Raw genomic sequence first — 12800 nt, forward strand, 5'->3', positions numbered from 1 at the left:
TGGGGAGCGATGTCCGTGGTGGCTGCCTCCGTCCTCTGGGGCACCACCGGGACCGCGGCCACCTTCGCCGCAGGCGTGAGCCCGCTGGCCATTGGCGCCGTGGCAATGGGACTGGGCGGCCTGCTGCAGGCGCTCTTCGCAGCACGGCACATCGGCCGCCAGGCGGGCAGCCTGCTCGCACGGTGGCGCCTGGTCTTGCTCGGTGCCGCGGCCGTGGCCACCTACCCCCTGGCCTTCTACAGCGCCATGCATCTCTCCGGCGTAGCCGTGGGAACCGTCGTCTCCATCGGCTCGGCCCCCGTGGCGGCAGCCCTCATCGAACGCTTCGCGGACAGGAAACCGCTGAGCAGGCAATGGATTCTTGGGGCCCTGCTGGGAGTCGGCGGCGCCGCCATGCTCTCCTTTGCCGGGCATGCCCCCGCGGGGTCACCACCGGTCCCGGCTGCGCCAGCCGCTGCGGGGGAGGCCACGGATTGGAGCCCGACGGCGGGAATCCTCCTTGGGCTGCTGGCCGGTGCCACCTATGCCCTGTATTCCTGGGCGGCGCACCGCCTGGCGGGGACCGGGGTCACGGCCAGGGCTGCCATGGGCAGCATCTTCGGGCTGGGCGGTCTCCTCCTGATGCCTGTCCTCGCGGTGACGGGCGGCCCGCTGCTGGAGTCCTGGGGCAACGCGGGCGTGGGGGCCTACATGGCTGTGGTGCCGATGTTCGCCGGGTATGTCCTGTTCGGCTGGGGCCTGGCCCGCGTGGGGGCAAGCACCGCCACCAGCATCTCCCTGCTGGAAACCGTGGTGGCTGCTGTCCTGGCCGTTCTGGTGGTGGGCGAAAGGCTCCCGGCACTCGGCTGGCTTGGCGCCGCCGTCGTCCTGGCCAGCCTGTTCATCCTGACCCCACGCACCCGTCCGGCATCATCACCTGCAGAGGCACAGCCGGGGGCGAAAGAACAGCCTGCCGCAGGATCAGCCGGTGTGCTGCCGCCCCGCGCTCCGGGCCAGCAACGTGGGACCCAGGAGCAGGCAGGCGCCCAGGCCCAGCAGTAAAATCCCTAGCACCACCGCACCCGGTGCAGGGACTCCGGCCCCTGCCAGGATGAGCACCACGCCGATCAGGGCCGCCAGCATCCCCGGGAACAGGCCTGCGGGGAAACGCCGCGCCGGATAGCCGGACAACAGTTCCATGGCCAGGTGGGGATCGTCCGCGATCAGCCCCAGTTCGAGCTCTTTGAGCAGGCGTCGCTCCTCATCGGACATTGGCATGGCGGGCCCCTGTTTTCCCTGGGAGGCGGTAACGGTATCGACCGTAGGAGCCTTCTACCGGTTAGTCAATAGGTCCAGTGGCGCTGCACGGCCGTCACTCCAGGACGTCGTAGCGCAGCTCATTTTCCGTTACCCGTACGCCTTTGGTGGGAACATGCGGAACTGCCTTGGCCAGCGGCATCAGGTGTTCAACGGGCAGGCCCGCCAGCAGGACGCTGTGGTCCGCGATGAGGCGGCGGTGGCAGCGCCACCACAGGGTTTCGCTGCACATGATGGCGGTGGTTGCCGCCTGGGAGCCTGCCACCAGTTCTGCGGCTGCCGCCAGGAAGTCTTCACTGCGCATATAGCCTGCGTAGGCGCGGAACGACTCGTTGCGGAGGGCCGTATCCGGAGAGTCCGGGAGCAGCTTGCGGAACCCGCCCAGCCGCTTCTCCCAGCGGTAGCCGATGCCCGCCTCCGGAAGCCACAGGGCCAAACGGTCCTTGCCGAAATGCGGGTACTTGCGGCTGCCCGGCCCGATCCGGACATCCACCAGGGACGTCACTCCGGCGCTGCGGAGCAGCCCGGCGAAGTCTTCCTGGGAAGCGGTGCCGTGACCTACGGTGAACAGGGCCTTCATCAAAGCCATGATAGGCGCGGGGCGGGGTGGCCCGCAGAAGCCGGCTACCGTCGTCGTAATTCGGCGAACTCGATGGACGGCACGATGGCGCCCGCATCCCGTTCCACGAAGTTGGTGCCCGGGGGCACCAGGTCGTCGATGGCGTCCAGCACTGCCTCGCCCAGCTGGACGTCGGCCGCGCGGAGGTACGCCTGGAGGTGTTCTTCGCTGCGGGGGCCGATGATCACGCTGCTGATGGCGGGGTGGGTCAGGGCGAATCCCACGGCCAGGTCCACCAGGGACAGATCCAGCTTGTCCGCCAGGCGGGCCAATGAGTCTGCGGCGAGCAGCTTCCGCTCACTGGACGGTCCGGACAGGTCGTACCGGCCGGGAAGCGTATGGACGCGGGTGGGCGGCTTGCCCGATTCCAGCACGAAGCTGCCGGAAAGCCAGCCGCCCGCCAGGGGGCCGTAGGCAAGGACACCCAGGCCGTACTGCTGGGCAATCGGCAGCACGTCGCGTTCATTGCCGCGGACCAGCATGGAATACGGGACCTGGTTGCCCAGCGGCGGGATCAGGTGGTTGGTGATGGCCAGCCACTGTGCCTCCACCAGCTGCGCCGGCGTGAACACGGAGGTGCCGTAGTACAGGATCTTGCCCTGGCGGATGAGGTCGTTCAGGGTGGTGATGGTTTCCAGGACGTCGGTGTTGTAGTCCGGCCGGTGGGCTTGGTAGAGGTCGATCCGGTCCGTCTGCAGCCGACGGAGGCTGCCCTCCACAGCCTGCGTGATCCAACGCCGGGAGTTCCCCGAATGCGCGGGGTTGGGGCTCATCTGGCCGTGGAACTTGGTGGCCAGGAAGACGTCGTCCCGGCGTCCCCGGAGTGCACGGCCCACCACCTGCTCCGATTCGCCCTGCGAGTAGACGTCGGCGGTATCAACCGCTGTGATGCCGGCGTCCAGCGCCGCGTGGATGATGCGGATGCTCTCCTCAGCGCCGGTGGGTGCACCCTGGCCGTTGCCGGTCCCCTCGCCGAAGTTCATGGTCCCCAGGGTTAGGGGACTGATGGGGGTTCCCGACCGTCCGAACACCCGCAGTTCGCTCAGGCTCATCTCCGGTCTCCTCCATTCAGTTGCCGTGCCCTGGATCGTCACGACGCTACACAGATCCGGCAGGCGGCCGCAGATTTCCGTTGCACTCCTTCTCTTTTCGTCGCATGGAGTAACCGGGGCAGCGGGGATGACGTTTTGTGGCGCGCAAAGAGGAGTGAATTACGCCTATATTGAGGGCATGGGCATCCTCAGCAGCGATGAACAGTTCGTCCAGTTGCACGACCTCATCATTGGCAGCAGCAACGTAGCTGACTTCCTGTCCGAGCTTTCCGTTGTGGCCGCGTCAACGCTCAGCGATGCAGCGGGTGTCTTCATCGAATGCGGGGTCACGCTCCGCCGCCGCAAGCGCAGCGCGACCATTGCCGGCAGCAGCGAACGGGCCGCCGTGCTGGACAAGCTGGAACAGGTCCTCGGGGAGGGGCCGTGCATCGCATCCCTGGACGCAATGCAGCCCATGGTCCTCTCCGACGTCCACACCGATACCCGCTGGCCCGACTACCAGAAGGTGCTGGCCGAAAACGGCTGCCGCAGCGTGCTGGGCGTGCCCTTGGCACTGGACCGGAACCAGGCCGCCGCGCTGAACTTCTTCGCCGCGGAGCCTGATGTCTTTGCCCCCAACGTCATCCGCACGGCGGAGGGATTTGCGGACCTTGCCGGCCGGGCGCTGAGGCTGGCCCTGCGGATCGCGGACGCACAGAACCTGGCGGATGACCTGAAGGCCGCCATGGCGAACCGCACTACTATCGACCTTGCCTGCGGGGTGATCATGGCGCAGAACCGGTGTACCCAGGATGAAGCCATGGCCTTGCTCACGAAAGCGTCCAGCCACCGGAACCAGAAGCTGCGGGACCTGGCCGCTGAAGTCCTTGGCCGGGTCAGCGACGGGCCGGTGACCACGCACTTCGATCCGTAGCCGGCCGGATCCACCCTCCAACTTTTCCCCGCCCGGCTGCATGTCGCCTGGGTTTCGCCTCTGCGCCGCCCTGCAATAATCTGAACCAACGGTTGTGCACGGGGGTGTGAGCGCCCGGCACGACAGGCAGCACTGCAAGTTCCGGGACCATCACAGACGAGGCGGACACCCATGACGGCTTCAGACCAGCAGCACGCAGCACGGCCAACGAGGCCGGCAGACCCTCCTGCCGCTGCCCCGGGGCCGGTGGATCCGCACCTGCTGCAGCGGCTGGCCGACGCGCATGGCGTGGGCACGTCCTTCCAGGGCTGGGACGGGCTTCCGCATTCCGTTGCCGAAGCAACCCTGATCAAGGTGCTGGCAGCGCTCGGAGTCGAGGCGCACACCAACCAGCACATCGAGGCCGCCCTCGCGGAGGTGGAACTGGCGCCCTGGCGACGGATGCTGCCGGCCGCCGTCGTCATCAAACAGGGTGAACCGGCGCAGGTGCCGTTCCATGTGCGGGACGGTGCCACCGCGAGCCTCACCATCGCCCTTGAAGGGGGAGCCGGATCCCGGGAGGCGGTCCAGCAGGACATCTGGATCCAGCCCCGGGAGGTGGACGGCGTCTCCACCGGACGTGCCACGTTCTCCCTTCCCGAGGACCTGCCGTTGGGCTGGCACACCCTGCATGCGGAATCGGAGGGCGCCACGGCCAGTGCCGTCCTGGTGGTCACACCGGCCCGGCTGGGCACGGCCAAGCCCCTTGAGGAACGCCGCGGCTGGGGGCTGGCCACGCAGCTGTATTCGGTCCGGTCCAAGCGGTCATGGGGCATCGGCGACTTTTCGGACCTGGCGGACATGGCGGCCATCAGCGGCGCGCGCGGGGCCGACTATGTGCTGGTCAATCCGCTGCACGCGGCGGAGCCTGTCCCGCCCGTCCAGCCCTCGCCCTACTCGCCGTCCACCCGCCGGTTCTTCAACCCCCTGTACATCCGCATCGAGGCCATCCCCGAGCTGGCGTACCTCCGGCCCCGGAAACGGGCGGCGCTGGAAAAGCTGCACGAGGAAGTGGCCGGCCTGAACAGGGACGGTGCCCGGCTGGACCGGGACGCCGTTTACGCAGCCAAGCTGCAGGCACTGGAGATGCTGTACCACACGCGGCGTTCGCCCTCCCGGCAGGCGGCCTTCGAGGAGTTCTGCCGCATCTCCGGCAGCGGCCTGGACGATTTTGCGCTCTGGTCCGCCATCCGCGAGGACCTGGCGCCCGGTGATCCGTTGTGGGTGGATCCGGCGTGCGCCATCGGAACCCCGGAAGCGGAGGCCCTGCGGGAGAAGCTGGCGGACCGGATCGGTTTCCACCGCTGGCTGCAGTGGATCTGCGACGAGCAGCTGGAAAGCGCCCAGCAGGCGGCCCTCCGCTCCGGCATGCGGCTGGGCGTGGTGCACGACCTCGCAGTCGGCGTGGACCACAACAGTGCCGACGCGTGGACCCTGGGCCGTGTGCTCGCCCCAAACACCAGCGTGGGCGCGCCGCCGGACATGTACAACCAGCAGGGCCAGGACTGGGGCCAGCCGCCATGGCACCCCGCCCGCCTGGCCGAAGCCGGCTACGAACCGTTCCGCAACATGCTGGCCAACGTGCTGCGCCACGCCGGCGGCATTCGCGTGGACCACATCCTGGGCCTGTTCCGGCTGTGGTGGATCCCCATGGGAAATGCGCCCGGGGACGGTGCCTACGTCCGTTACGACCACGAGGCCCTGATCGGCATCCTGGCCCTCGAGGCGCACCGCGCCGGTGCCGTGGTGATCGGCGAGGACCTGGGCACCTTCGAGCCCTGGGTGCGTGATTACCTCGCGGCCCGCGGCATCCTGGGCACGTCAATCCTGTGGTTTGAGTACGACGGCGATTCGCCCCTTGCGCCGGAAAAGTACCGTACGCAGGCGCTCGCCAGCGTGAACACCCATGACCTTCCGCCCACGGCCGGTTACCTTGCCGGCGACCATGTGGGGCTGCGGAGCCGGCTGGGGCTGCTGGAGCGGTCCGAAGAGGAAGAGCGGGCCAAGCACAACGCGTCACTGGAGAAAATGTTCGCCCTGCTGCGCGAACGCGGCTACCTCTCCGAGGGGACGGCCGCCGGGCCCGGCCAGCAGTCGGCGGAAGAGCACACCATCGAGGCGCTGCACCTCCTGCTGGCCCAGTCGCCTTCTGTGTTGCTGGGGGTGGCGTTGGTGGACGCGGTGGGGGAGCGGCGGCTCCAGAACCAGCCCGGCACCACCGAAGCCCTATACCCCAACTGGCAGGTTCCGCTGGGCGGCCCGGACGGCAGGCCCGTCTACCTGGACGACCTTCCCGGCAACAAGCGGTTCAACGGGCTGCTCGCCGCCGTGGAGGGATCCCTGCACGGGTCCCGATCGGCTGATTAAGCACCAAGGCCCCGTCGCTTCCTCAAGCGGCGGGGCCCTGGTGCTTGTTCCGCCGGCCTAGCCTGCGGTGATCACGTGGGTGAAGTGGTCGTACCGGAAGGTGACCGGGCCGCCGTCGTGCTCAAACACGATGTTGGCCCCAGGCGTTGCCCCGCCGGCCCCGTAACTGACGTCCCACGACTTGTTGAGGGCAGCCTTGAACTCGTAGCTCCCCGCCGGCAGGTCAGGCACGGTGAGCTTCCAGACGAGGTCTGCCGGGTCCAGGACCAGCTGGGCCTGCTGGCAGGCCGGCTCCCAGTCGGTGGCGCAGCCCAGCTCGCTGTCCATGCTTCCCGCCGCCGCCACGGCGGACGGCTGCTGGGACGCGTAGACGGCGCTGAGCAGGTGCGTGCTGTTGTCGTAGCGGAAGGTGACCGGTCCGCCGGGGTGGTCCAGCACGATATTTTGGCCATTCAGCTGGCCGTCCGCACCGTAGTTTTCATCCCAGCCGCCGTTGAGCGCGGCCTTGTACTCGTACTTCCCGGCCGGCAGGTCGGCGGTCAGCCGCCAGATGCGGTCCGCCGGGTCCAGGACCATTTTGGCCTGCTGGCACGTGGGATCCCACTGCGCCGTACAGCCCATCGCCTGGTTCAGTGATCCGGCCACCGTCACCGAATCGGGTTGCGGTGCCTGGCCGACCGTGACGGTCCTGGTGCCGCTGGTGACGCTGAAGCCCGTGCCGGCCATGACGGCCCGGTACTGGACTTTCGTGCCGTCGGCCAGCGTGGAGACATCATCGGTTGCCGAGTACACGGGCGACGACGAATCCGTGCCCACCGCCGTCCAGTCTCCGCCGTTCACGCTGCGCTCAAAGGACACTGCGTAGCTGGCCTTCTCCGGATCGGCGGTGGCGCTAAGTTCCACCTTTCCTTCCACGCTGCTGCCTTCGGCCGGCTTCTGCAGGGTCAGGACCGGGGCGGGGACGCTGGCTTGGCGGCTCTGGCTGGTGGCGGTGTGGCCGCCGTTGTCCAGCACCGTGGCGCGGTACTCCAGGGGCGTCCCTGCGTCCAGGGCCGCGACGTCATGGAACACCTGGTAGGGGGCGGTGTCGTCCGTGCCGATCGGCTGCCACTGGCCGCCTGCCGTGCGGGCCTCGAAGGTGACCTCGTAGAACGAAGAACCGTCGACGTCGGCCGTCACGTTGATGCGCCCGTTGTCACTGGGGGCTGCGGCCGGCTGCTGGAGGGCGACGGCGGGTGCAGCCTTTGAGTGCGGGATCCGCCCCGAGGATTCGTAGACGACGGCGGAGAGCGGCGGCACAGTGACCGTCAGCTTGGCGTCCTCCGAGGTTTTGGCTTCGTCGGCCCCTTCGCCGTAGATGCGCGTGTAGCTGCGCTTGGCAATGTAGGTGGGGACTTCGGCCGTCTGTGGCTGGGCGCTGTTGTTCAGGGCCACCACGTATTCGCGCTGGTCCTGGGCGTCCGTGCGGGAGAAGGCGTAGATGCCGGGGCCGTCCGAGGCGTAGCGGTGCTGGTGGGCGCCGTTCCGCAGCGCCGGGTGCTCTTTGGTCAGGGCAGCCAGCTCCTTGATCTTGGCGTACAGGGGGTGGCCCGGGTTGAAGTTGTCCGTGGCGTGCGTGGCATCGGTGCCCAGCAGGTCATCGTCAAGGTACTCCGGCACCTTGCTGGCGAAGAGCGTCTGGCGGGCGTCCTGGTCGCCGCCGGGGCCGGTGAAGCCCTGCTCGTCGCCGTAGTAGACCACCGGGTTGCCGCGGGAGAAGTACATCAGCTCGTGGGCCAGCTCGTCCCGGGCCACCTTCTCGGCGTCGCCGGCAGCCGGGTTGTCCTGGGCAATGAAGCTGCCGATGCGGCCCATGTCGTGGTTGCCCAGGAAGGTGGGGAGCTCGTAGACGTTGGAGTCGGCGTCGGTGTACCAGTCGTCGCCGGCGAAGAAGGTTTGCAGCGCCTTGGCGTCCTGGCTCCTGGACGCGAAGTTGCGGGCCGCATCCTGGAAGGGGAAGTCCAGGACTGCCTGCATCTTGTTGCGGGTGGTGAACTGGGACGTGAAGCTCTTGGTGGTGTCGAAGACCTCGCCGAACATGAAGTACTCGTCCTTGCCGTGCTCTTTGGCATAGCTGAGGACGTTGGGGCCGAATTCCTGCCAGAATTCGTTGTTGACATGCTTCATGGTGTCGATCCGGAAGCCGTCCACGCCGAAGTCGCCGATCCAGGACTTGTAGATGTCCTCCATGCCGTGCACTACTTTGGGGTTTTCGGTGAACAGGTCATCGAGGCCGAAGAAGTCCCCGTACATGGAGTCCTCGCCGGTAAAGGTGGTGTCGCCCCGGTTGTGGTACAGGGTGGAGTCGTTCAGCCAGGCCGGGACTTTGAGGTTTTCTTCGCCGGGTGCCAGGACGGGCTTGTAGGGGAATGAGGTGTTCGCGTCCAACTGGGGGAAGGTCCCGGTGCCGGCGTAGTCGCGGTCATCGAAGGGTTCGCCGGAGGCCGTCTTGTATGGGGCGGCGTCCTTGGACACGTAGCCCTTGCGGTCGCCCTCCTGGTAGCCGATGACGTCAGCCGTGTGGTTGGTGATGATGTCGAAGTACACCTTTATGCCGCGGGCATGGGCCTCGTCGATCAGGGCCTTGAGTTCGTCATTGGTTCCCAGGTGCGGATCGATCTGGGTGAAGTCGGTGACCCAGTAGCCGTGGTAGCCGGCTGACTTGTCCTCCGGCTGGACTGCCTTGTTCTTGAAGCTGGGCGTCAGCCAGATCGATGTGGTGCCCAGGCCCTGGATGTAGTCGATCTTGTTGCGGAGGCCTGCGAGGTCACCGCCGTTGTAGAAGCCCTTTTTCGTGGGGTCGAAGCCGGAGACCATGGGGTCGGGTCCCAGGCCGCCCTGGTCGTTGGCGGTGCTGCCGTTGCTGAACCGGTCCGCCATGACGAAGTAGAAGTTTTCATCCGTCACGGGACCGCGCAGCGAATGCAGGGCGGGCGCGGCTCCCTGGTTCCTGCTGGCGGGGCCGTTGGAACCGGGACCGTTGGAGCCTGGACCGTTGGGGGCGGCCTGGGCCGGGAGGACTGCCGCGGAGACGGCGACGGCGGCTGCAAGTAGACCGGCCGCGGATCGGGCTGCAATGCGCTTCCGGGTTGGCCTGGTTACTGAAGGGTGCGGTGTTCCGGCTGGACGTGCCGGCAGGTGGGCGCGTGGGGGCGCGCCGGGAGGGGTGCGGAATAACAAGGGTGAGACCTTCCTGGGAAGCAGCGCTGCTGTACAGGCTTGCCGTTGAATGGGGATGCGGCAGGAGGGTTCGAAGAACAGCATGCTGTCTTGTGAACCAAGTCACAACTGTAAGCGCTTGCACTGAATTACTCCAGTGTTTAGGGAGCGCGCTGGCGCGCGAAGTTTCCGCCGGGACCTGCAGTGCTAGCCGGCGGCTACCAGCGCGGTGGGCGAGGCGGCATGCAGGGTGTGCAGCACCCGTCCGGGAAGGCCGGTGATGGGATCCAGCTCAAAGGTGGCGATGTTGTGTGATCGTTCGTGCGCCACGTGGAGCCAATTTCCGCGGACCACGTGGTGGCGCGGCCAGTTCCCGCCGCTGTCAAAGTCCTTTACGGGGATCAGTTCGGTGCCATCCCCGGCAACCTCCAGGACGCTGATGAGGTTGGAGCCGCGCACGCCGGCATAGGCGAAGTTCCCCCGCGGGCCCAGGCAGATCTCGGCGGCGGAGTCGCCTTGCTGGCTTCCTCCCGTTGTTGCAGGTCCGCGGAATACCAGCTCGTAGGTGCCGGCCTCGGGACGGACCACAAAGACTTCCACGGAGTACTCCGACACGATGAAGACGTTCCCGTTCGGGTGCCCCACCAGGTGCCGCGGGCCGCAGCCGAAGGGGAGGACCACCTCGTGGTCCGCCACCAGCCCGGCGCCCGGCTGGTAGGTCCAGATGCGGAGGGTGTCATGGCCCAGGTCTGTGGTCATCACGCGGCCGTCCTGGAGCATCAGGCTGGCGTGGGCGCGGCTTTGCCGCGGGCTGCCGGGAGAAAGGGCCGCGTGGGGATCAACCGACGGTGCGGCGGGGAACCGCCCGGCCATGCCGCCGTCGGAATCCAGCTCGTAGAGGAGGACCTGCCCGTCGCCCCAGCACGCGGCCGTGACAAAGCGGCCGTGCGGGTCAACGGCAACATGGCAGGTGGCCTCACCGGCCGGCTGCGGTTCCCCGTAGGGTTCCAGGGCGGCCTCGCCGTGCCGGCGGTAGGCCCGGACCTTCCTGCGCTGCTCAGCCGCCGCGTACACCACAGGAAGGGTCGGGTGTACAGCAACGAACGACGGCGATTGAGCCTCGACAGCCGTTCCCAACCATTCCAGGCTGCCGTCCTGGTGCTCGCGGACAGCGCCGATGCCGTCCGCACGGCCGCCGCCGTCGGGGGTATACGTGCCGATCCACAGGATGTTGCTGGCCTGATTGTTAATGGCTGCATTGTTGATGGCTGCGCCGTTGGTCATGGTCCAATCCTGCCAAGCTTTCGCCCCTATTCCCGTACCCCGGGCCGCCGATTAGCATGGGATTTCCGGCAGTGGCAGAAGGGAGGCGGGCGCGGTTATGGCTGCAGCTATGTCGATTTTCCCCACCCGGGGCCCTTCGGAGACCTGGGCCTAGCCCGCGTGGAGGTGTCCGTGGGCTGGCGCGAGGGCGGCGTTCAGCGTCCTCGTGGGTTGCCAGCTGTTCACGGCCAGTCCCCGCAGCTGGGCTATGACCAGATCGTCTCCCTGTTGCGTTCCGCAGGCTGTGTTTTCGCCGAAGATGAGGCCCGGCTCCTCCTCGCTGAGGGCGCCGGCCCTGCGGAACTGTCACGCAATATCCAGCAGCGGGTGGAAGGCGTCCCCCTGGAGCACATCCTGGGCTGGGCTGAATTTGCCGGCGGCCGCGTGGTGGTTGAGCCCGGCGTTTTCGTGCCGCGGCGACGCACGGAACTCCTGGTCAACGAGGCCCTGGACCTGCTGGCGGAGGAGGCCCTGGCCCTCCCGGCGGATGCCGCGCTGCCGGCGCCTCCGGTGGTGGTGGATCTCTGCTGTGGATCCGGGGCCGTGGGAACGGCCATCCTTCGCCATGTGCCGCAGGTGGAGCTGCATGCAGCGGATATCGAGCCTGCTGCCGTAAGGTGTGCCCGGCGGAACCTGGAACCCCTGGGCGGCCATGTCCATGCGGGTGACCTGTTCGCAGCCCTCCCGGCCGCGCTGCCCGGCCGGGTCCGGGTGCTCGCGGTCAATGCTCCGTACGTCCCTACGCGGGCAATCCGCACCATGCCACCGGAAGCCCGCCTGTACGAACCCGCTGCCTCGCTCGACGGAGGCCCTGATGGCCTTGACTTCCACCGACTGGTCGCCGCCGAAGGCGTTCACTGGCTGGCTCCCCACGGTCATCTGCTGATCGAGACCAGTGAGCAGCAGGCAGCCGGGACCTCCGGCATCCTGGCCGCAGCCGGGTTCGCGGTTCGTACTGTGCGGTCGGAAGAACTGGACGGGACGGTGGTCGTCGGACGCCTGCCGGCCCAAGGTGTGGGCGCGGCGTAAGGCAGTGGCTTTCCGTGGGCCGCGCCCACCTATCGCTGCCGTTTGTGAAACCTGCTAGCGGCCGTTCCTGCTACCTCTCCAGCTGCCGTTCCTGAAAGTGCGCGTGTTGGCAGATCTTGCCAGGCCTCAAAGTGCGCACCGAATGGCCGAAGCAGTGCCTCAAGCAACGTCTTTCCAGCCAGCCTTCATTATTGCCGAGGGTGGGGTGGCGGGGGTGGTTTGAAGTAGTGGTTTTGTTGGGGTGTTTGGGTGGGGTCGATGTGGGGTGGGGGGATGAAGGCCGGTGTGCCGGGGGTGGTGGTGATGGTCCATTGTTCTTTGTGGACGAGGTGGTGGTGGTGGCTGCAGAGCAGGACGCCGTTGTTGGTGGTGGTGGGCCCGCCGTGGGACCAGTAGGTGATGTGGTGGGCTTCGCACCAGGGTGCGGGGATGGTGCAGTTGGGGAAGGCGCAGCCTTGGTCGCGGGTGGTGAGGGCGGTGCGTTGGGCGGGGGTGAAGAGGCGGGTTTTGCGGCCGAGGTCGAGGATTTCGCCGGTGGTGCCCAGGAGGGCGGGGATGATGTCGGCGTCGCAGGCGACTTTGCGGAGCGTGGCGGCGGGGACGGGTCCGGTGAAGGCGAAGGTCCCCGTACCTGTCACTGTTTCTGCGCTGTGGTCTTTGCTTGTGGGTGTGGCGGGGTTGGGGGGGAAGAGGTCTTGGTAGTTGATAGTGGCGATGATGTGGGGTCGGTTGCCGCCGGTTGTGGGCAGGGTGTTGGTGGTGAGGGCTGTTTTTGCGGCGGTAATGAGGCCGTCGAGTTGTTTCTGGGCGCGGGTGCGCCGGTCCAGGTCAATCCCGCCGGGTTGGCATGCTGCTGCCTTGTCCCCGGCGGTGCGGGGGTTGGTGGCGGTGTTCATGACGGTGAGGAGGTGTTCGTATTGGTCGGTGGTGGCGAAGATTTCGAGGTGGTGGAGGCCGTGGCGGG

The 12800-nt window shown here is 67.5% G+C and carries 10 protein-coding genes; 4 read left to right on the forward strand and 6 right to left on the reverse strand.

All coding sequences use genetic code 11. The annotated features are described in order from the left end of the window. Nucleotides 1–9 precede the first annotated feature (9 nt). Nucleotides 10–1041 carry a DMT family transporter gene (locus AB0280_RS20665; protein WP_425328630.1) on the forward strand — a complete coding sequence of 344 codons (1032 nt, stop codon included), beginning with the start codon at nucleotides 10–12 and terminating at the stop codon, nucleotides 1039–1041. Here the strand turns inward: AB0280_RS20665 and AB0280_RS20670 are convergent. From AB0280_RS20670 to AB0280_RS20680, 3 genes are all read right to left on the reverse strand, one after another. After that, the gene (locus AB0280_RS20670) at nucleotides 961–1257 is read right to left on the reverse strand and encodes a DUF3040 domain-containing protein (protein WP_366368594.1); all 297 of its coding nucleotides are present in this window, start codon (nucleotides 1255–1257) and stop codon (nucleotides 961–963) included. The two genes, AB0280_RS20665 and AB0280_RS20670, sit on opposite strands and share 81 nt — an antisense overlap. 94 nt (nucleotides 1258–1351) lie before the next feature. Beyond that, nucleotides 1352–1876 (reverse strand): DUF488 family protein, encoded by a 525-nt coding sequence (locus AB0280_RS20675; RefSeq protein WP_366368596.1) that lies wholly within the window; start codon nucleotides 1874–1876, stop codon nucleotides 1352–1354. Nucleotides 1877–1920: 44 nt separating this feature from the next. After that, nucleotides 1921–2967: an aldo/keto reductase gene (locus tag AB0280_RS20680; protein WP_366368598.1), complete on the reverse strand. Its 1047-nt coding sequence runs from the start codon at nucleotides 2965–2967 to the stop codon at nucleotides 1921–1923. Nucleotides 2968–3145: 178 nt separating this feature from the next. Between AB0280_RS20680 and AB0280_RS20685 the strand changes: the two genes are divergently transcribed. Then, complete coding sequence (locus AB0280_RS20685; RefSeq protein ID WP_159633931.1) at nucleotides 3146–3880, forward strand: GAF and ANTAR domain-containing protein; 735 nt, start codon at nucleotides 3146–3148, stop codon at nucleotides 3878–3880. A gap of 171 nt (nucleotides 3881–4051) precedes the next feature. Then, entirely contained in the window at nucleotides 4052–6286 is a 2235-nt protein-coding gene (gene malQ / locus AB0280_RS20690; protein ID WP_366368600.1) for a 4-alpha-glucanotransferase, read from the forward strand. Nucleotides 6287–6343: 57 nt separating this feature from the next. Here malQ and AB0280_RS20695 read toward each other — a convergent pair whose 3' ends face one another. Together AB0280_RS20695 and AB0280_RS20700 are read right to left on the reverse strand one after the other, a co-directional pair. Then, nucleotides 6344–9505, reverse strand: a complete 3162-nt coding sequence (locus AB0280_RS20695; RefSeq protein WP_366368602.1) for an alpha-amylase family glycosyl hydrolase — start codon at nucleotides 9503–9505, stop codon at nucleotides 6344–6346. A gap of 186 nt (nucleotides 9506–9691) precedes the next feature. Continuing rightward, a complete protein-coding gene (locus AB0280_RS20700; RefSeq protein ID WP_307487569.1) occupies nucleotides 9692–10768 on the reverse strand; it encodes a lactonase family protein in 1077 nt (358 codons plus the stop codon). A gap of 210 nt (nucleotides 10769–10978) precedes the next feature. Here AB0280_RS20700 and AB0280_RS20705 point away from each other — a divergent pair, with 210 nt between their 5' ends. Then, the gene (locus tag AB0280_RS20705) at nucleotides 10979–11836 is read left to right on the forward strand and encodes a putative protein N(5)-glutamine methyltransferase (protein ID WP_275182159.1); all 858 of its coding nucleotides are present in this window, start codon (nucleotides 10979–10981) and stop codon (nucleotides 11834–11836) included. A gap of 188 nt (nucleotides 11837–12024) precedes the next feature. Here AB0280_RS20705 and AB0280_RS20710 read toward each other — a convergent pair. Further along, nucleotides 12025–12800 (reverse strand): HNH endonuclease signature motif containing protein (locus AB0280_RS20710; protein ID WP_366368605.1); only part of this gene is annotated, 776 nt, incomplete at its 5' end.

It is taken from the genome of Pseudarthrobacter sp. 902506025 (assembly GCF_040702325.1).
GTDB lineage: Bacteria > Actinomycetota > Actinomycetes > Actinomycetales > Micrococcaceae > Arthrobacter.